Raw genomic sequence first — 18,505 nt, 5'->3', positions numbered from 1 at the left:
CAGGGTGTCATGCGGTGCGCGGCGGACACCTGCCGGGTGCCCCGGATGCCGGACGCCCCCGGACACGCCTCACGGCAGCTCGGTCCACGGGCCTGGAGCGTGGTCGTCCTTCGGGATCCACAGCGCGGGCTGGAGCTCGCGCAGTCTCGGCGCCGCGGCGGGGTCCCAGGGGTACCGGCCCCCGGCGTCGGGCCAGACGATCTCCATGAAGGGCAGCGGCGGCTGCTGGTAGAAGTGCAGCGCCATGCCGAACAGCGAGCGGTACCAGCTCGTGTCCACGGTCTTCGTGACGACGGGGTAGTCCCTGATGACGTCGTCCCGTTCCTGGTCCGCGACGAGACGGTGACCGGCGGCGACCCTGTCGGCCAGGGTGTTCAGGCAGTCTTTCAGCACCTCGACCCGGAGCCCGAACATCGCCGCCTCGGGCGAGCGGAGCGTGTGCCACAGCCCGACGGTGAACGCCCATCCGGGACCGGCCTCGTCCTCCGGGATCATGATGACGCCCCACCCGCGCTCCCGGACGTGCCGCATCGTGTCGCGGTCGAGCTCGTCGAGCTCGATGTCGCGCTCGACGCACAGGAGGCAGTGGCAGGCAAGCTGGTCGAACATGATGTCGAGCGTAGTGGTCCGCTGGTGAGGTGACCGTCAGCTCCGGAGACGGTCGGCTCCGATGACGGTCCTGGCTACTCCGGTCCCGGCTCCTCCAGCCCCGACTCGGCTATCCGCCGGCGGAGGGGCCGGCGCTGCAGGGCCAGTACGGCCTCGGCCAGCAGGTCGGCGAGGGGCATCGGCAGCTCGGCGTCCAGCCCCCGCATGGCGGCCCTGGTGGCCGCCCACTCGGCTTCGATGGTCGGCAGCATCGAGTACGCCTCCGGCGTGAGGCGCACGATCCGCTGGCGGGCGTCCGCGCCGGGTTCGAGGGCGACCAGACCGGCGCGGGCCATCTGCGTCACGGTCTGGCTCGCCGCCGAATGCGTCACCCCCACTCTCCGCGCCAGGTCGCGGATCGACATCGGGCCTTCGGAGACCAGCGCCCGGACGACCGGGGAGAACCGGGGCCGGTAGCCCGACAGGCCGAGCTCGCCGTACACCTTGGCCACGTCTCCCTCCAGCAGTTCGAGGAGGTGGCGTAGTAGCGTTCCGACGGCGGCGCGGTCTGGCATGTCCCTCATGGAGAGAATGTAACAGCACTGTCATATCTGCCCGGCGGTGGGGCGCGCCCCTGACGGAAGTCGGGGGTGGGACCTGACGGATGCCAGAAGTGGCGCAGGGGCCCGCGCGGCCAGATTGGTGCTCATGCGCGCATGCGCCAGGCCCTGGAGACCCGGCGCCAGGACATCCGGACCGTCCTGGACCGGCTCCCGTCCGTGAAGGGGCTCGCCCGGGCGATGGACCTGTCGAGGATCGGGGTGTTCGGCCACTCCTACGGCGGCGACACCGCGGCCGAGGCGATGCGCGCCGACCGGCGGGTGGACGCCGGAGCCGATCTGGACGGCTGGCTCGCCTATGACGTCGGCGGCGAGGCCCCCAGCCCCGCGGCCACCGGAGGGGTCGACCGGCCGTTCCTGCTGATGGGCTCGCCCGGCAGCACCGCGGACGGGCGGATCAGGGACCACCTGACCGCCCCCGCCTGGACGTCCTTCTGGGAGAGGTCGACCGGCTGGAAGCTGGACCTGTCGATGCCCGGGGCGATGCACTACAGCTTCACCGACGTCCAGGCGTTCCTGCCGGAGCTGGATGAGGAGCTCGAGGTCGTACCGGAGGTCAGGGCCCAGCGGATCGGCACCGTCGACCCCGGCCGGAGCGTCGCCGTCCAGCGGGCCTACCTCACCGCGTTCTTCGACCAGAGCCTCAAGGGCCGGCCGCAGCGGCTGCTGCGCGGTGGGACGTCCGAGTATCCCGAGGTCACCCCCGCCCGGTAGCTCCCCGTACGGCGGGCCCGGCTGCCGGTGCGGGGTGGCGGGGGCGCCGCCCGGGCCGGCTCAGTCGGAGCGTACCTGCAGGCCGAGCGCGGCGGCGATCGTGACGGCCTGCCGGATGTCGATCACCGCGTCCTTCAGCTTGACGACGGACGGGTCCAGGGAGGACAGGTCGCTGCCCCGCAGGTCACTCCGGGAGAGGTCGGCGCTGTGCAACCAGGCGCCGGACAGGTCGACGCCCCGGAGCGTGACCCCCTCGCCGCGCGCGCCCGTGAGGTCGGCCTCGCGCATCCGCACGTCGTTGAACGAGGCGCTGCGCAGTCCGGCTCCGGGCAGCCCGACGAACGACCAGTCACCGCCTTCGACCTTGAGAAGGTCGAAGGTGCAGCCGTCGAACACGCTGCCGACGAACTTGCAGCCGGTGAAGGTGGCGTCGAAGAACGTGCACCGCTTGAAGGTGCAGTTCGTGAACGCGGTGTCGGAGTGCGCGGACGCGTTGAACCGGACCCCCGTGAAGGTGCACTCGTGGAAGACCGCGCCGTGGCTCGACGTCTCGGTCATGTCCACGTCGAGGAAGGCGACCCGGTCGTGGCTCTGACCCGACAGGTCCTCGCTGTCCCAGTCCTGCGACCGGATGACGGTCCGGGTCTCGGGTGCGGGCACGCCGTACTTTCGCTCAGCCATCACTCGTCGTGCCTTCCGTGCCGGAGCGGAGGAGGTCACCGGCTCCGGGCCCCTCCGGAGCCGTCGAGGGGGAGAGCCGGCCCTGCAACGGTAGTGCCCCCGGGTGACGGCGACGCCCGGGGCCGGCGGCCAACCTCGGACCATCACCGAGTGTGTTCACTGGACTACGGAGTGAAAAAAGGAGAGAGTGCAGGTCGTGGCGGCATGAAGGTTCCGTGGGGGAAGAAATGGCTATAAGGAGAGCTCGGTCCGCAACCCTCCCGGTGGCGGTGATGCTGGCGGTGACGCTGATCGGCGGCTGTGGTGGTGTCCGGCCGGCCGACCCGGTCCCCCAGGGCGCGGGTGCCGCGCCCCCGGCGGCCGCGAGCACCCCACCGCCGGCGGGCCTCGACGGGCCGGCGGGCGCCCAGGGGGGCCTCGACGAGGAGTGCCCGACCACGGGCAACACCAGGCGGTTCGCCAAGACGCGCTTCGCGCTGCACGCCGGCCTCGCGCTGGGGGCGTTCTACCGCTACATCTACCGGCCGCTGCGGAGCGGGGGCTTCAAGGCCGGGGCGGAGAAGCGTAAGCGGACTTTCGTGAAGGCGGCCGTGGCCGGCCTGTTCGCCCTCCACGAGCTGAAGGTCGCCAAGAAGTTCGCCACGGCCAACCCGACGCTGTGCAAGGGCGTCCAGGCGGTCAGTGACAGCTTCACCAGCCTCACCGACAAGCTGAAGAGCGGCACCGCCACGGAGGCCGACCTCGATGTCAGCAAGAACGCCTTCGACGATCTGAAGCAGAACGCCCTGAAGAACGGCTACGACTTCAAGGAGAAGAACGTCGTCGTCCCCGGAGCCGGCTGAGCGGGTCCGGCCGCCGGGTCCCCGGTGCCCGTGGCCGGCCCGAGGCCGGTCACGATGGCGCGCAGGCCCTGCAGCACCTCGGGCCCGGAGGGTGACTGCCCGGGGTCGGTCAGCCACTGCAGCATCACGCCGGAGAACAGCGCCAACTGCACCGAGCCGACGGTGCGCGTCGTGGAGTCGGAGAGCTCCTCCTCCGGGGCGCCCAGCAGCGTCGCCGCCAACCCCCGGCGCCCCTCCTTCTGGGCACCGGCCAGATACTGTCGCAGGTCGGGGGAGTGCTCGGCCTGCAGAAGCGCCTCGACGGTTGCGAGCCAGAGCTTGCGGTGCTCGGTGAACGACTCGATGATCTTCGTCCACATGGCCTCGTACTGCTCGGCGGGGGTGGAGGCGGGGTCGCCGTAGGCGGCCAGCGTGCGCCCGGTCTCGGCGCCCCACTCGTCGATCGCCTGGATGAGCGCCGCGTTCAGCAGTGCCTCTCGGGAGCCGAAGTGGTAGCCGATGGCGGCCATGCTGACCCCTCCGGAGGCGGCGGAGATGTCACGGACGGTCGTCCGCGCCCACCCCTTCTCCTCCAAACAGCGCCTGGCGCCGGCGAGCAGATCCTCACGATTTCCCATACCCGGGATGCTACTTGCCCTGACAGACGCGCCACCCAGTTTTAAGACAAATGTCTTGTGCGATCGAATTGGGCGTACGCATTGCGCAAACGCGCAAATCCTCTGTACTGTTCGGGTCAGGCAAGAGAGACCGAACGACAAGGAAGAGACGGACATGAGCCGCGGCGACACCCCCCAGACGACCACTCCCATCCGGGCCGAGCTGGACCGCGACGGCCGCCGCCTGTCCTACGTCGACTTCGGCGGGGCCGGCCGTCCCCTCGTCGCCCTGCACGGCCACATGTCCGAAGGGGCGAGCTTCGCCGCCCTGGCCGCCGCGCTGGCCCCCGAGTGGCGGGTCATCGCCCCCGACCAGCGCGGCCACGGCGAGTCCGACCGGGCGGCCGACTACTCCCGGGAGGGCTACGTCGCCGACGTCGTCGCCCTGCTCGACCACCTCGGCCTCGACCGGGCCGTGGTCCTGGGCCACTCGCTCGGCGCCATCAACGCCTACCAGCTCGCCGCCCGCCACCCCGAGCGGGTCAGCGCCCTCGTCAACGCGGAAGGGGCGGTCTCACTCGGGCTCGACGGCGCCAATCCGCTGGCCTTCGTCCTCGCCCTGCCCTACCAGGCCCCCACCCGCGAGGCGCTGATCGAAGGTCTCGGCCAGGCCGCCGCCTTCTTCGGCGACGCCCTGCGGGAGAACCCCGACGGCACCTGGCGCCTGCCCTTCCACCCCCAGGACATCGTCGACTCCGAGGACCTCGTCCACGGTGACCACTGGAACGACTGGCTGGCGAGCACCTGCCCGGCCCTCCTGGTGCGCGGCGTCAAGGGGGTCATCCCCGCCGAGCAGGCCCACGCCATGATCGAACGCCGCCCCGGCACCCGCCTCGCCGAGCTGGAGACCGACCACTTCGTCCACACCGGCGACCCCGAGGGGTTCACCCGGGCCGTCGGCGAGTTCCTCCGGTCGCTGGACCCCGCCGCGTGACCCGCGGCGCGCCGGCCGGTCAGACGTGACGGCGCCACCCCTCCAAGCTCGCGCCGCCACGTCCGCTCACCGGGCCGGTCCGGAACGCGCAGTCCAGACCGCCCGAGCCTCACCCGCCGGCAACAGGCGGGTCTCACATGCTTCGGAGCCGTCGTCGCCGCGGATTGCCCGCCGTACGGACCTCCGTCCACGGCTGGAGCCGGCCGTCGACCTGGACAGCCGGCTCGGCGAGGACAGGACGCCGGTGAGGGTCGGCCATGGTCCGGCAGTCCCGATGGCCGTCAAGGTCGTCGACGGCCCGGCGGGCCCGAGGGCCGTCAAGGCCGGCGAGCTGGTCCCACCCCGGCGGGGAGGGCGGCGTTCAGGGCTTGCGGCCCACGCCGGCGTAGCCGATCGAGGTGTCCTGGTCGCCGATCAGCGGCGGGTGATCGGCGGGGCGCCAGTCCTTGGGGAACACCAGGCCCGGTTCGACCAGCTCGTAGCCGTCGAACAGGCGGGTGATCTCCGCGTGCGTGCGCAGGTTCAGCGCCGCGGTGGCCTGGTTGTAGATCTCCAGGGCCTCCGGAGTGGTGTCCGGCTTGGCGTCGATCGCATGGCTGACAACGAGGTAGCTGCCCGGCGCGCTCGCCCCGTGCAGCCGCCGGATGATCTCGTGGGCGCCCGCGCCCTCGGCGCTCTCGTCCGGGATGAAGTGCAGCAGGGCCAGCATCAGGAACGCCACCGGCCGGTCGAAGTCGACGTGCCCGCCCAGCTCGGCCAGCAGCTTCTCCGGATCACGCACGTCGGCCTGGAGGATGGCGACGTCGTCGCCGCCCGCCAGGAGCGCCCGGCCGTGCGCGCACACGACGGGGTCGTAGTCCACGTAGGTCACGTGGGTGCCGGGCGCGACCGCGTGCGCGATCTCATGGGTGTTGCCCTGCGTGGGCAGCCCGGAGCCCAGGTCCACGATCTGCCGGACGCCTGATCCGACCAGATGGCGTACGGCACGCGACAGGAACGCACGGTTCTCCCTCGCGGAGTCGCGGGTCGCCGGGAAGAGCTTCAGGATCTGTTCGGCAGCGGCCCGGTCGGCGGCGAAATTGTCCTTGCCGTCCAGGTAGTAGTCGTACATCCGGGCGACATTGGGCACGTTCGGGTCGACCCCGTCCGGCGTAGCCTGGTCATCCACGCTGTCTTCCGATCTGTCGCCGTCCTTCTGGAATCGATCTTAGGGAAACTTCCGCCGGTCCGTGCAGACCTTGCAGGGTCAGGAGTGATCGGTGCGGGTTCCGCCGGCCCGGGCGGCCGGTGTGGGTTCCGCCGGCCCGGGGCGGCTGGTGCGGGTTCCGCCGGGCCGGGAGCGGCTCATGCCGGCAGACCCGGGCCGACCGGCAGCCGCAGCGTGAAGACGGCGCCCTCACCCGGGACGCTGGAGACGCTCACAGTCCCGTGGTGGGCCTCGGCCAGGTTGCGGACGATGGCCAGGCCGAGCCCGCTGCCGCCGGTCCGCCGGTTCCGTGACTTCTCCTCCCGCCAGAACCGGTCGAAGACATGGGGGAGGTGTTCGGCAGCGATGCCGACGCCGGTGTCGGCCACCTCGATCAGGACGTGCCCGTCCGCGAGGCGGCCGCGTAGCGTGATCCGCCCGCCCGGCGGCGTGTAGTGCACGGCGTTGCTCACCAGGTTCCCCACGGCCTGGCGCAGCCGTACGGGATCGGCGAGGAGTTCGGGGGCGCCGGTGGTCTCGGCCGTCAGGGCGAGGCCGGCCGCGTCGGCGCGGCCGCGGTGCGCCGTGGCGATCTGGTCGAGCAGGTCGGCCACGTTCACCGGCTCGGGGTGCAGCCGCAGCCTGCCCGCGTCCGCGAGAGCCAGCTCCTGCAGGTCGTCGACGATGTGCTGGAGCTGCATGATCTCCTCCACCAGCGAGTCGATCAGCGCGGGGTCCAGCTCCGCGACGCCGTCCTGGGCGGCCTCCATCCAGCCGCGCAGGTTGCTCAGCGGAGTGCGGAGCTCGTGGGAGACGTCGCTGACCATGGCCTTGCGCTGCGCCTCCATCCGCTCCAGGTGCTCCGACATCCTGTTGAACGCCTCCGACAGCTCGCCCACCTCGCCGGTGGCCGTCACCGCGACACGGGCGGAGCTGTCACCCCGCTGCATCCGCTGGACCGCCTCGGTGAGCGCCCGCACCGGCCTGGTCAGCCGGGAGGAGATCACGAAGCTCACCGTGACCGCGAGCAGCAGGACGAGCAGCGCGGTGCCCGCGATGCGCGCCACCCCGGCCGAGGTCAGCTCGGTGGAGGGCTGCTGCGCCGAGGAGCCGAGGTAGAGCAGGGCCGCGGGCGCGACGTACGCCCTGAGCTGCTCGCGCCGGGCGCTCGCCAGGCAGGCGGAGACGGGCTGCTGGTCGAGGACGCGCGGGCTGGGGGCGGGGGCGGGGGCGGCGGCGGGCCGGAACGTCCAGGACAGGTCGAGGGCGAGGGTCACCTCGGACTTGTTCTGTCCCGACAGGCACCGGTTGAGCAGGTGGTTGAGCTGGCGCAGCGCCTTGCGTTCGGTCGCGGTGGGACTCTCCAGCGTCCTCAGGGCGCACGCGGAGACCACATAGGTGCTCTTGCTGGGGATCTCGACGGAGGGACGCCCGGACGGGGAGAGGACGACGTCGGCCTCCTGCCCGTTGCGGCGCGCGCAGGCCGCCCCCGCGTTGGCGGCCTTCCTCAGCCGGGACCGCTCCGCGGCGGCGAGCTTGAACGGCCCGACCGCCCGGGGGTCGATGCGATCCTTGGCCGCTCCCGGCACCAGAGTCACGTCCACCCGCAGCGGATCGACGACCACCGAGGGCTTGGCCGGCAGGGGAGTGTCGCTGGAGTCGGCGATCGGCTCGCCGCTCTCGGTGGTGAGCGCGATGCGGCGTCCCGTCTTCCGGGCCAGGTCACGCACCGTCTGACCGACGCCGGCCCAGCTCGCGTGCGTCGCGCCGTAGCCGAGCAGGGTGTCGTTGATGCGCGTGTCGGTGACCAGGGTCTGGTCCTGCTCCTCGCGGATGGCACCCGAGGTGCTCTGGCTGGTCAGCCAGGCGGTCGCCGAGATCGAGCAGACGGCCACCAGGACGGAGCTCGCCAGCAGCCGCGTGAGCAGGCCGTGCCGCCGGACCCTCATCCCGAGCCGTCGGTCAGCTTGTAGCCGACCCCGTAGACGGTCAGGATCCGGGCCGGTCTGCGCGGGTCGGACTCGATCTTCTTACGCAGGTTCAGCATGTGCACGTCGATCGTGCGCCTGGTGATGAAGCGGTCGAACCCGTGGACCTCCTCCAGGAGCTGCGCGCGGGTGAAGACCCGCTCCGGCTGGGCGGCGAGCGTCTCCAGGATCCGGAACTCGGCGGGCGTGCAGTCCACCGGGCTGCCGGCGACGCTGACCAGGTGGCGTGCGGGGTCGACCAGGAGATCGCCGACCTTCAGCGTCTCCTCGGGGACCTCGGCGTCCCGGGAACGCCGCGCCCGCCGCAGGAGCGTGCGGACCCTGGCCATCAGCTCCCGCGGGCTGTAGGGCTTGGTGACGTAGTCGTCGGCCCCCAGGTCGAGGCCGATCAGCAGGTCGTCCTCTGTGGTGCGGGCGGTCAGCATGAGCACGGGGACGTCCGACTCCGCGCGGATGACACGGCAGACGTCGAGGCCGTCGGCCTTCGGCATCATCACGTCGAGCACCACGAGGTCGGGCTCGCGCCCGCGGGCCTCGTCGATCGCGGCCCGCCCGTCATGCACGACGAGCACCGCGTGGCCCTCCCGCTCCAGATAGCGGCGGACCAGCTCGGCCTGCTTCACGTCGTCCTCTGCAACCAGCACATATGCGCACATCGGGACGAGGTTATGTGACCAAGACAGGTCGTTGACAGCGAGCAAACAGGACCTTCACATTCCTCCGCCAGTCTGCGTCGCGTGAAGTTCAACGGCTGTCTCGCCGCGGCGGCACTCGCCGCCGTGGCCACGCTGACCGGGTGCGCGGCCCCCGAGGCGCGTCCGGTCCCTCCGCGGGCACTCGCCACCACCGGCCAGGCCGGCACCGCGACCGGCCAGACCGGGACCGGGGGCGGCACGACCGGTCAGGCCGGGACCGGAGCTGCCGCCGTCGATCACGCCGAGACGGGGGCCGGCGTGGAGGTGGCGACCGTGCGGGGACCACGCATCGCGGTGTACAAGCGCAAAGGGGCGAGCCTGCCCTGGCGTGAGCTCGCGAGCCCCAACGACTACGGCGCCGAGCGGGTCTTCCTCGTGGAGCGCCGCGACGGCCGGTGGCTGCGGGTGCTGCTGCCGGTCAGGCCCAACGGCAGCACGGGCTGGATCAGGGCGGACGACGTCACGCTGGCCAGGACCACGCGCCGGGTGGAGATCGACCCCGCGGCGTTCAGGTTCACGGTCTACGACGGGGAGCGCGTCCTGCGCCGGGGGAGGGTGGCCACGGGCCGGGACGGCACGCCCACTCCCCCCGGCCGCTACTTCTTCACCGAGCTGGTGCGCCCGCCGGACCCGCGCGGGCCGTACGGCGCCTACGCCTTCGGGCTGAGCGGGTTCTCCCCGACGCTGAAGCGCTTCGCGGGAGGCCCGGGGCAGCTCGCCGTCCACGGGACCGACGACGCGGCGGCCATCGGCACGCGGGCCAGCCACGGCTGCGTCCGGGTCGGCAACGCCGACATCACCTGGATGGCCAGGAACCTGGCGATCGGCACCCCGGTCGTCGTGAAGGGCTGACGCCCTCCGGACCACATATCGACCGGCCACGGATCGACCGACCACATATCGAACACGGAGAACGGCTCCGCCACGGAGAACAGCTCCGCCACGGAGAACAACGGAAGGTGAGATACATGCGTCTCAAGCTCGTACTCGGCGGCCTCGCCGCCGCCCTGGCCCTCGGCGCCGGCCTGGCCGGTACGGCGATGGCCGCCGAGCCCGCCAGACCGGCCGTCAGCGGGCCCTCGGCCGAGCCCGCCAAGCCCGCCGCCCCCCGCGTGGTCAAGCCCGCCGAGTCCGACACTCCCCGGCCCGCTCCGACCAGGGGCGGGGCGGATCCGACCGCGGCCCCGGCACCGGAGCCCGGCGAGCCCTCGGTGCGGCAGCCCAGCTACACCGGCTGAGCACGGGCAGCGACGGCGAGGGCGCCCGCGGCCGGCGGGCGCCCGCGGCACTGAGCGGATCATCACCGGTCCCGGCCTGGACCGGCCGGCACCCGGTCTCGGATCCCCCGCGAAGACGGCCAAGCCCGATCCGGCCGTCGCTGTACGACCGCCCGCCGCGGCGGAGTAGCCTCCCCGCGGGTCAGGAGGTGTCATGGCCTCTCCCGCCCAATCGTGGCCGCGCCGTCCCTCCGGACCGGGCGCCGCCACGTCCTCTCCACAGGCCGGCTCCTCCTGACGCGGCTCCTCCTGACGCCCCTCCTCCTGACGGAGGAGGGGACGGCGGCGGTCGAAGCGCCGGTGGCACAGCGGGTTCCGCTGTGCGGAGGAGGAAACGGACGGGCCGCATACCTAGATTCGAGGTGTGACGGACGGAGAGTTCGAGGACGCACAGGTGGCGCGGCCCAGAGAGCGGCGGCGACCGCGGCGGCTGCTGCGGATCACCGCCTGGGGCGTGGGCCTGGTCGTGCTCGCGGCCAGTGCGGGGTTCCTCTACGAGACGGGCGCCCGGCAGGGCGATGCCGCGCGCCACAGGGCGCCGGGACGGTTGGTCGACGTCGGCGGTCACCGCCTGCACCTGTACTGCACCGGGACAGGCGCTCCCACCGTCGTGCTGGAGGCGGGACTGGCCGAGTCGAGCGCGAGCTGGGAGACCATCCAGCGACGGCTCTCCGCGGGTAACCGGGTGTGCTCCTACGACCGGGCGGGATACTCCTGGAGCGAGGACGGCCCGTCGCCGCGTACGGCGGAGCGCACCGCCGGGGAACTGCACACCCTGCTGGCCGCGGCCGGGGAGGCGGGGCCGTACGTCCTCGTCGGGCACTCCTACGGCGGCAACACGGTGCGCGTCTTCGCCGACCGGTGGCGGTCCCTGACCGCCGGGCTGGTGCTGATCGACGTCACCGACGAGACGGCCGTCACCGCACTCCGGATCTCCCGTCCCCTGCTCGCCGTCCAGTTCACCGTCAACCAGCTCGTCGCCCGCCTCGGCCTGCTCAGACTGTCGGGCGACGCCTTCGTGCCGCCCGACGCCACCGCCGCGGCCCGCGCCGGCGCCACCGTCGTCTACGGGGACCGGAGCATGGCGGCCGCCCGCGCCGAGGCTTGGGCCTCAGCGGACAGCGCCGCCCAGGTCGGCGCGACGGTCCGGCCGCGAGCATGGGGCGAGCTGCCGGCCGTGGTCATCTCCGCGGGAGGCCAGCCGGCGGAGGTGACCGAACACGCCAGGCGCCTTGCCGCGCTGTCGACCCGTGGCCGCCTGGTGATCGCGGCCACGACGGAGCACTACGTCCAGAACGCCCAGCCGGACCTCGTCCTCGACGCCGTCCACGAGGTCATCGCCGCCCACGGGCAGAGGTGACCGCCGGTCACGGGCCGGGGCCACCGCCAGCCGGCGTCCATGTCCAGCCGGCGTCCGACCGCGTGGTGACGCTGCCGGACCACCACGTTCTCAGGGGTTCGAGATCACCTCGTGGAGCTTGGCGGCGAACTCCTCGGGCTGGGCGCCGAAGCCCCCGTGGTCGCCGGGGAAGACCGCCGGCCGCGTCCCCAGCCGCTCGGCCACGGCGAAGGAGGCCCGGTACGGCGGCTCTCCTGCCGAGGCGCCGCCCACCGCCAGGACGACGCGTGTCGAGCACGCCTGGAGCGCGGCGATGTCCGGGGCGTACCCGGCGAACGGCGGCACCTCGTAGCCGATGAAGAACTGCATGTTCCGCTCCATGCGCGTCATCATCCCCATCGTCTCCGGGTCCGGCTCCTCCGTCGTCTCCGGGACCAACTCCTCCCGCGGTGCCTGCGCGGCGGCGTCCCCCTGCGGGGCCTGGGAGAGCGCGTCCCCCTGCGCCGGCTCGTCGCCGTCGCCCTGCCCGTCGCCGCCCATCCCCATCCCGGTGGCGAAGACCTGCATCGCCGGCCCGGCGCCCTCCTTGAGGAAGGTGTCCTCCACGTCCTGGATGACGGCGTGCCAGTGGTCGCGGTCGGGCAGCAGGCCGAGGACGGGAGGTTCGTGGGCGACCAGGGCGCGCACCTGCTCGGGGTGGCGGGCGGCCAGTTCCAGGCCGATGACCGCGCCGGAGCTGTTGCCGAAGACATACGCGGGCTCGTCCGCCGTGACGCCCACCGCCGCCAGCAGGCGGTGGGCGTCGTCGCCGTGGACCTCGATGCTCTGCCGCTCCGGTGCCCCGGCCAGGGGGCTGCGCGAGTTGCCGCGCCGGTCGTAGGTCACCACCGTGTACCGGCCGGCGAGCCGCTCGGCGAGGCCGGCGTATCCGGCGGCGTCATAGATCCCGCCGCAGATCAGCAGCAGGACGGGACCGGAGCCGCGGACCTCGTAGTACAGCTCCGCGCCGGGCACCTTCAGGATGTCCGTCTTCGTGGGTTCCATGCTCGTTCCCCCTGGGGTTGTCGTCTGTCTCGGTTCGGCCGGTCGCAGCAGAGTCGGAGCCACGGCCACGTCCTCGACATCCCACCCAGAAGATTTCCGGAAATATCCGCTTCTGTCCTCAGCCCCTGGTGAGGACCGGGGGGCCGCGCCCGGGTCGGTCCACCCGGCGGAGCGTGGACTGACCCGGGCGCTCGATATTCGAGGGTGAGGGTTCCAACCCTTCAGCCTCTCGCGCGCGTTGGTAACGGGCGAGAGGGGATCACATTGAACCGCTACGACGGCTTCCACGAGTTCGTGCACGCCCGCCAGCAGTCGCTGATGCGGACCGCGTACCTGCTCACGGGAGACGCCCACCTTGCGGAGGACCTGCTGCAGAGCGTTCTCATCAAGGTCGCCGGGCACTGGCCGAAGCTCTTACGGCACGGCAATCCCGAGGCGTACACCCGCAGGGCGCTGGTGAACCAGCACATCTCCTGGCGGCGCCGTACCACGAGAGAACTGCCGAGCGCCGACCCGCCCGAGCGCGGGCACTCCCACGACGACTCCACGGTGAACCGGATCGTCCTACGCCAGGCCCTGGGCCGCCTGACCCCCAGGCAACGCGCTGTGATCGTCCTGCGCTTCTACGAGGACCGTACCGAGCGCGAGACCGCCGACCTGCTGGGCTGCTCACTCGGCACGGTCAAGAGCCAGACCCACCACGCGCTGGGCCGCCTGCGCGCGCTCGCGCCCGAGCTGACCCACCTGCTCGCCGAGATCGAAATCCAGGGGGCGGACCGATGACCGGGCTGCACGACGCACTGACCGACATCGCGGGTGAGGCCCCGGCCGTGGACCTGGCCGACCGCGCGATCGCAGGCGACAGGCGCAGACGGCGGACCGGCGTGGCGCTGGCCGCAGTCGCCGTGGTCGCCGTGACCGCGCTCGGTGCGGCGGCGGGCACCGGCCTGCTGCCGGGCCGGCACGACAACGTCATCGCCGCCACGCCGAAGGAATCTTCTCCCTCTCGGGGCGACGGCGCACTCGCCGACCTGCCGCCACGGGGGGTGGGGCCGCTGAGTCACGCCTACAAGACCTTCTGCCACGTCGCTCGCGGCGTGCCCGAGGACTGCCGCAACGGCGAGTGGCGGGTGGTCACCCGCGACGGTAAGACCTACCACGTGCCCCAGGCGCTCGGCATGGCCGGCGCGCTGAACTTCGTCCCGTTGGCGATCACCAGGGACGGCCGCATGATGGCCTACTACAGCCGTGAGGAGCAGACATTCAAGGTCCGCGATCTGGAGAGCGGCAAGGAGCTGACGGCTCCCGTCACGGTGGCGGAGCGGCGACTACGTCCGCGGGCGTCCCTGGTGCTGTCCGACGACGGACGTCACCTGGCGTTCACCGCCTACCCGGCGGGGAAGGAGCCCGGCCTGCTCATCGACATGCGTGCCGGGACGACCACCCCCCTCCCGAGCGGGTGGGCTCCGACGAGCGTCGCCGACGGCGGTGATCCCGTGACGATGGTCAGCTACCCGCCGAAGGGAAAGGCATGGCTGATGCCCCGGCCGGGTGGAGGCTCTCCCGTCACACTCGACGAGACGTACACAAGATTCAGCGCACTCGCCCCCGACGGCAGGAGCATCGCCGCCCTCGGCATGGAGAAGGTCAAGGGCGGTGGCATGCACATGGACGGCACCCTGGCCGTCCTCGACGCCACGACCGGCCGGACCAGCAGGAAGGTCACGGTGCGCGGCCTGCCGAAGGACACGGTCCTGCTCACCCTCGGAGCCTGGCCGAACCGCACCGAGGTCACGCTCGCCACCCTCCCGTCAGGTCGCATCTGGGAGAACCGCCAGATCACCTACGCGGTGAACGTCGCGACCGGCCAGGCCCGGATGCTGGGCGTCTATCCGGGCCAGCACCCGTTCCAACTGGTCATCCCAGGGGCGGGGTTCGCCGGCTGAGGGTACGGCTCGCACCGGGACGCGGGCCGTACCACCGCGATGCGGCTCTCCGGAAGGAGGGGCACTGCCCGGCCTCGGGGGCGCCACCTGCCGACGCGAAGATCAGCCGGATGAGCCGGGCCCGGACCAGATCGTGGTTCTGATGAAGTCACGGTGAGATCCCCAGCGACCGGCGAGGTTGTTGCCAAGGGCGAGCCCACGGCCACCCGTGGCGTCAGGAGAGATCGCGGGGTGATGAAGCCTCGGCGGGGTGTGCCGTCATGGTGCCGGCATGGTCGCGGGCAGTCGGCTACACAAGCTGAGGTGCCGCCGCCATGCGGGGATGGGGAGCGAGTTCGTCATCCTGGACTTTGCGGACGACCTAGTACTCCAGCCGCGCATCGGGAGGTGAACTGAGATTACGGCGGGAGGTACGGCTGCGCGCCCGCGTCTGCCTCGAGGGACTGTTGTCCGGCATCGAACGCAAGACCGGGGTGGGCCTGGCGCAGGAGCGTGCCGCCCGGAAGTACGGGGAGTCCTTCACCACGAGCAACACCGTGCTGGTCGGGGACACGCCGAACGACGTCCTCGCCGGTCACCTGGGCGGGGCGCGGGTGGTGGCCGTCGCCACCGGTTCCAGCGATGTCCAGGCCCTGAAGGAGGCCGGTGCCGATCTGGTGCTGGAGGATCTCACCGACACGGACGCCGTCGTGCGGGCCGTACTCGTCGTGGCGGATCGGTAGGGCGGGTCCGGAGATCCGCGGATCTCGGCCCCGAACGGGCTGGCGGTGAGCCGCCCATCGCCTGCGGCGAAAAAAATTTGTGAGGCCTGTCGAAAAAGCCGTCTACCGATCGACGCGTAAGCAGAGGCACGTCAGGCCCGGCCGCACGGCGGGGTCCGGAACCGGAGTCGAAGGAAGATCACCATGAACAAGGTCATTTCGAAGGATGGCACCACCATCGTGTTCGACCGGATGGGGGAGGGGCCGGCGGTCATCCTGATCGGTGGCGGCCCCACCGACCGGACGGCGAACGCCCCGCTGGCCGAATTGCTGGCCAAGGACTTCACCGTGTTCAACTACGACCGGCGGGGCCGTGGCGACAGCGGCGACACCCTGCCCTACGCCGTCGACCGCGAGTATGAGGACATCGAGGCCCTCATCGCCGAGGCCGGCGGATCGGCTCTGGTGTACGGCACTTCCGGTGGCGGGATCATCGCCCTGGAGGCGGCGGCGCGTGGGCTGGCCATCACCCGGCTGGCGGTCTGGGAGACGCCCTACATCGTCGACGACAGCCGTCCGGCCGTGCCGGCGGACTACAGAGACCGGCTGGTCGAGCTCCTGGCCGACGGTCGCCGGGGCGACATGCTGGAGCTGTTCTTCACCGACGCGGTGGGCATGCCCGCCGAGTTCGTCGCCCCGATGCGCGATCTGCCGTTCTGGTCGTCGATGGAGGCGCTGGCACACACGCTCATCTACGACGCCACCATCACCGGTGACTTCTCCCTGCCCACCGAGCGGCTGACCGCGGTCGCGATGCCCACGCTCGTGATCGACGGCGGCACGACCCCGTGGATGAGCAACGCCGCCGAGGCGGTCGCCGCCGCGCTTCCCGACGCGCGGCGCCGCACGCTGGAGGGCCAGCCCCACAACGTGGACCCGGCCGCCATCGCCCCCGCGCTGGCGGAGTTCTTCACGGCCTGAACCGGCCCGCGCCCGGCCCGCGCCCGGCCCGCACGGGGACAGACGGCGACCCGTACGGTCGGGTGCATGAGCATCGGAGACCGGAGAGGCCGCGCCGCCGGGAGGGGCGCTCGCCGCATGGGCCGGAGGGGCGCTCGTCGTACGGGCCGGTGGCGCTGGAGCGGGGAGGGGCCAGGGCGGACGGCCTGGACGCGCGGATGGGTCCTCGCGTCGATCGCCGTGCTGGTGGCCGGGCTGCTGGCGTTCCCCGCCGCCGTGCCCAACACCGTGGGCAATCTCGGCAGCCTGCTGGAGACCTTCCTCCCCTGGGGCGGCCTGGCCGTTCCCGTGCTGCTGGGCGTGGCGCTGCTGCGCCGCTCGGCCACCGCGACGGTGGCCCTGGTGCTGCCCGCCGCGGTCTGGGCCGCCGTCTTCGGCGGGCGGTTGCTGCCCGCCGACCCCGGGGCGGCTCACGACCTGACAGCGCTCCAGCACAACGTCAGCGACGAGAACTCCGATCCCGGGGGAACCGCGCGAGTCCTGGCCCGAGCGGGGGCCGACCTCATCGCGCTGGAGGAGCTGACGCCTGACGCCCTGCCCGTCTACGAGGCCGTCCTCGCATCCGGCCATCCCCATCACGTGGTCGTGGGCACCGTCGGGCTCTGGTCCAGGTATCCCCTTACCGGCTCCCGGCCGGTGGACATCAGGCCGGTGGGCGTCGGGGGCGACTGGAGCCGCGGGTTGCGCTCCACCGCGCGGACGCCGCTCGGCGACATCGCCGTGTACGTCGCTCACCTGCCCTCGGTCCGTATCCGGCTGCGCGACGGCTTCAGCTCCGGCTGGAGGGATGAGAGCGCCGTGGCACTGGGCGCGGCCATCGCCGCGGAGGAACTGGACAGGGTCGTCCTGCTGGGCGACTTCAACAGCACCCTCGACGACCGTGGTCTGGCCCCGGTGACCTCCCGGATGACCCCGGCGGACGGGGGTTTCGGGTTCAGCTGGCCCGCTGCTCTCCCCCTCGCCCGGATCGACCACATCATGACCCGTGCGGGGACTCCCGTCGCCACCTGGACCCTGCCCGTCACCGGCAGCGACCACCTGCCGATCGCGGCCCGCGTCAAGCTCTGATGTTCACCGGACGTCCACGGGCGGCCGGGGCCCGCGGCCGTCTCGCGCCTTCCCGGCGGGCCGGGGCCGGTTGTCACGGCTCATACGTCGACGAGACGGGTCAGCTCCGGGAGGACTGTGCCGAGTGGGGCGTCGATGGCGAGGGTCGCGTATCTGTCGCCGCGGGTGGGGCCCTGGTTGACGATCGCCACGGGGATGCCGAGCTTCGCGGCGTGCAGGACGAACCGGCGGCCCGACAGCACCGTCAGCGACGACCCGAGGACCAGGAGCAGGCGTGCTCCCTCCACGAGGGCGAAGCACTCACGCACGCGCCCAGCAGGGACGGTCTCCCCGAAGAAGACGACGTCGGGCTTCAACACCCCTCCGTCACAGGCCCGGCATCCGACCACCTGGAACCCGTCGGCCTCCGCGTCGCCCAGCTCGACGTCGCCGTCCGGGTTGACCACGGTGGCACGCGCGCCGAACTGGGGATTCGCCTCTGTCAGTCGACGGTCCAGCTCCTCCCGCGGGCTCGAATCGCCACAGTCCAGGCAGACCACGTGGTGCAGGCTGCCGTGCAGCTCGATGACCGCCCGGGCGCCGCCCGCCTGGTGCAGGCCGTCGACGTTCTGCGTCACGACGCCGGCCACCAGGCCCCGCCGCTGGAGGCGCGCGACCGCGTGGTGGCCGCTGTTCGGCGCCGCCCGGGTCATCGCCCGCCACCCGACATAGCTACGGGCCCAGTAGCGCCGCCTGGCCGCCGCGTCGCCGACGAACGCCTGGTAGGTCATCGGAGTGTGCCGCTTCAACGAGCCGCTCGGCCCCCGGTAGTCGGGGATCCCGGACTCCGTCGATATCCCGGCCCCGCTCAGCACCACGACATCGCCCGCGGCCAGCAGCTCGGCCAGCATGTTCGTACCCTCGCTCACCCCTCCATGCTGCCCCACCACGCGCCGAGCCGTCTCAGGTCCGTCAGCGACCTGCCCGGTCGGCGTAGCGGCGCAGCAGGGTCGCGGCTCCGGCCAGGTCGTCGGAGGCCGCGGCGCAGGCGGCGACGTGGGCGTTCAGGGTCTCCCGCAGCCACTGCGGGGCGGCGCCGGCTCCGTCCAGCCTGGCTTCGATCTCCCGTAGGCGTTGGGCGCATTCGGTGAGCACGCGGGCATCGGACCGCAGGACCTCCGCGTGGGCGGCGATCGCCTGGGGGACGGCGGCCATCCGGATGCTCCT

At 72.3% G+C, this 18,505-nt stretch carries 21 protein-coding genes; 11 read left to right on the top strand and 10 right to left on the bottom strand.

Features of this window, described 5'->3' with window-relative positions; genetic code table 11:
- Positions 1 to 69 precede the first annotated feature (69 nt).
- Positions 70 to 609, bottom strand: coding sequence for a DUF4262 domain-containing protein (locus ACZ6R6_RS18165; protein WP_470094694.1), 540 nt, complete (start codon positions 607 to 609; stop codon positions 70 to 72).
- 74 nt (positions 610 to 683) lie between these two features.
- On the bottom strand, positions 684 to 1,172 hold the full coding sequence (locus ACZ6R6_RS18160; RefSeq protein ID WP_470094692.1) for a MarR family winged helix-turn-helix transcriptional regulator: 489 nt from the start codon (positions 1,170 to 1,172) through the stop codon (positions 684 to 686).
- Positions 1,173 to 1,304: 132 nt separating this feature from the next.
- Between ACZ6R6_RS18160 and ACZ6R6_RS18155 the strand changes: the two genes are divergently transcribed.
- Positions 1,305 to 1,922 carry an alpha/beta hydrolase gene (locus ACZ6R6_RS18155; RefSeq protein WP_470094690.1) on the top strand — a complete coding sequence of 206 codons (618 nt, stop codon included), beginning with the start codon at positions 1,305 to 1,307 and terminating at the stop codon, positions 1,920 to 1,922.
- A 60-nt stretch (positions 1,923 to 1,982) separates the two neighbouring features.
- Here ACZ6R6_RS18155 and ACZ6R6_RS18150 read toward each other — a convergent pair whose 3' ends face one another.
- A complete protein-coding gene (locus ACZ6R6_RS18150; RefSeq protein WP_470094688.1) occupies positions 1,983 to 2,603 on the bottom strand; it encodes a pentapeptide repeat-containing protein in 621 nt (206 codons plus the stop codon).
- Between the two features lie 272 nt (positions 2,604 to 2,875).
- Between ACZ6R6_RS18150 and ACZ6R6_RS18145 the strand changes: the two genes are divergently transcribed.
- On the top strand, positions 2,876 to 3,445 hold the full coding sequence (locus ACZ6R6_RS18145; protein WP_470094686.1) for a hypothetical protein: 570 nt from the start codon (positions 2,876 to 2,878) through the stop codon (positions 3,443 to 3,445).
- Here ACZ6R6_RS18145 and ACZ6R6_RS18140 read toward each other — a convergent pair.
- The gene (locus tag ACZ6R6_RS18140) at positions 3,400 to 4,062 is read right to left on the bottom strand and encodes a TetR/AcrR family transcriptional regulator (protein ID WP_470094684.1); all 663 of its coding nucleotides are present in this window, start codon (positions 4,060 to 4,062) and stop codon (positions 3,400 to 3,402) included. The two genes, ACZ6R6_RS18145 and ACZ6R6_RS18140, sit on opposite strands and share 46 nt — an antisense overlap.
- Positions 4,063 to 4,216: 154 nt before the next feature.
- Here ACZ6R6_RS18140 and ACZ6R6_RS18135 point away from each other — a divergent pair, with 154 nt between their 5' ends.
- A complete protein-coding gene (locus ACZ6R6_RS18135; protein WP_470094682.1) occupies positions 4,217 to 5,035 on the top strand; it encodes an alpha/beta fold hydrolase in 819 nt (272 codons plus the stop codon).
- 361 nt (positions 5,036 to 5,396) lie between these two features.
- Here the strand turns inward: ACZ6R6_RS18135 and ACZ6R6_RS18130 are convergent, their stop codons facing one another.
- The 3 genes from ACZ6R6_RS18130 to ACZ6R6_RS18120 all read right to left on the bottom strand — a co-directional run bounded on the left by ACZ6R6_RS18130 (position 5,397) and on the right by ACZ6R6_RS18120 (position 8,865).
- Positions 5,397 to 6,203 (bottom strand): SAM-dependent methyltransferase, encoded by an 807-nt coding sequence (locus ACZ6R6_RS18130; RefSeq protein ID WP_470094680.1) that lies wholly within the window; start codon positions 6,201 to 6,203, stop codon positions 5,397 to 5,399.
- Positions 6,204 to 6,379: 176 nt separating this feature from the next.
- Positions 6,380 to 8,170, bottom strand: a complete 1,791-nt coding sequence (locus ACZ6R6_RS18125; RefSeq protein ID WP_470094678.1) for a sensor histidine kinase — start codon at positions 8,168 to 8,170, stop codon at positions 6,380 to 6,382.
- Positions 8,167 to 8,865, bottom strand: a complete 699-nt coding sequence (locus tag ACZ6R6_RS18120) for a response regulator transcription factor (protein WP_470094676.1) — start codon at positions 8,863 to 8,865, stop codon at positions 8,167 to 8,169. The genes ACZ6R6_RS18125 and ACZ6R6_RS18120 overlap by 4 nt, the downstream gene beginning before the upstream one ends.
- An 81-nt stretch (positions 8,866 to 8,946) precedes the next feature.
- Between ACZ6R6_RS18120 and ACZ6R6_RS18115 the strand changes: the two genes are divergently transcribed.
- The 3 genes from ACZ6R6_RS18115 to ACZ6R6_RS18105 all read left to right on the top strand — a co-directional run bounded on the left by ACZ6R6_RS18115 (position 8,947) and on the right by ACZ6R6_RS18105 (position 11,541).
- A complete protein-coding gene (locus ACZ6R6_RS18115) occupies positions 8,947 to 9,756 on the top strand; it encodes a L,D-transpeptidase (protein WP_470094674.1) in 810 nt (269 codons plus the stop codon).
- Between the two features lie 116 nt (positions 9,757 to 9,872).
- Positions 9,873 to 10,142 carry a hypothetical protein gene (locus ACZ6R6_RS18110; protein ID WP_470094672.1) on the top strand — a complete coding sequence of 90 codons (270 nt, stop codon included), beginning with the start codon at positions 9,873 to 9,875 and terminating at the stop codon, positions 10,140 to 10,142.
- Positions 10,143 to 10,545: 403 nt separating this feature from the next.
- Positions 10,546 to 11,541: an alpha/beta fold hydrolase gene (locus tag ACZ6R6_RS18105; RefSeq protein ID WP_470094670.1), complete on the top strand. Its 996-nt coding sequence runs from the start codon at positions 10,546 to 10,548 to the stop codon at positions 11,539 to 11,541.
- Between the two features lie 90 nt (positions 11,542 to 11,631).
- On the opposite strand, the gene ACZ6R6_RS18100 is transcribed toward ACZ6R6_RS18105, so the two are convergent.
- On the bottom strand, positions 11,632 to 12,564 hold the full coding sequence (locus tag ACZ6R6_RS18100; protein ID WP_470094668.1) for an alpha/beta hydrolase: 933 nt from the start codon (positions 12,562 to 12,564) through the stop codon (positions 11,632 to 11,634).
- A 264-nt stretch (positions 12,565 to 12,828) separates the two neighbouring features.
- Between ACZ6R6_RS18100 and ACZ6R6_RS18095 the strand changes: the two genes are divergently transcribed.
- The 5 genes from ACZ6R6_RS18095 to ACZ6R6_RS18075 all read left to right on the top strand — a co-directional run bounded on the left by ACZ6R6_RS18095 (position 12,829) and on the right by ACZ6R6_RS18075 (position 17,299).
- On the top strand, positions 12,829 to 13,347 hold the full coding sequence (locus ACZ6R6_RS18095; protein WP_470094666.1) for a SigE family RNA polymerase sigma factor: 519 nt from the start codon (positions 12,829 to 12,831) through the stop codon (positions 13,345 to 13,347).
- Positions 13,344 to 14,510 carry a hypothetical protein gene (locus ACZ6R6_RS18090; protein WP_470094664.1) on the top strand — a complete coding sequence of 389 codons (1,167 nt, stop codon included), beginning with the start codon at positions 13,344 to 13,346 and terminating at the stop codon, positions 14,508 to 14,510. Before ACZ6R6_RS18095 ends, ACZ6R6_RS18090 begins: the two co-directional genes overlap by 4 nt.
- Before the next feature lie 473 nt (positions 14,511 to 14,983).
- Entirely contained in the window at positions 14,984 to 15,232 is a 249-nt protein-coding gene (locus ACZ6R6_RS18085; protein ID WP_470094898.1) for an HAD family hydrolase, read from the top strand.
- A 183-nt stretch (positions 15,233 to 15,415) separates the two neighbouring features.
- A complete protein-coding gene (locus ACZ6R6_RS18080; protein ID WP_470094662.1) occupies positions 15,416 to 16,192 on the top strand; it encodes an alpha/beta fold hydrolase in 777 nt (258 codons plus the stop codon).
- Positions 16,193 to 16,258: 66 nt separating this feature from the next.
- Entirely contained in the window at positions 16,259 to 17,299 is a 1,041-nt protein-coding gene (locus ACZ6R6_RS18075; protein WP_470094660.1) for an endonuclease/exonuclease/phosphatase family protein, read from the top strand.
- An 80-nt stretch (positions 17,300 to 17,379) separates the two neighbouring features.
- On the opposite strand, the gene ACZ6R6_RS18070 is transcribed toward ACZ6R6_RS18075, so the two are convergent.
- Both ACZ6R6_RS18070 and ACZ6R6_RS18065 read right to left on the bottom strand, forming a co-directional pair.
- On the bottom strand, positions 17,380 to 18,189 hold the full coding sequence (locus tag ACZ6R6_RS18070; RefSeq protein ID WP_470094896.1) for an NAD-dependent protein deacetylase: 810 nt from the start codon (positions 18,187 to 18,189) through the stop codon (positions 17,380 to 17,382).
- A gap of 61 nt (positions 18,190 to 18,250) precedes the next feature.
- Positions 18,251 to 18,493 carry a hypothetical protein gene (locus tag ACZ6R6_RS18065; RefSeq protein ID WP_470094658.1) on the bottom strand — a complete coding sequence of 81 codons (243 nt, stop codon included), beginning with the start codon at positions 18,491 to 18,493 and terminating at the stop codon, positions 18,251 to 18,253.
- Positions 18,494 to 18,505 lie beyond the last annotated feature (12 nt).

This window comes from Streptosporangium sp. NPDC048886, assembly GCF_055586905.1.
The sequence above is the reverse complement of the archived record's forward strand: the minus strand, read 5'-3'. Positions and strand labels throughout refer to the sequence as shown.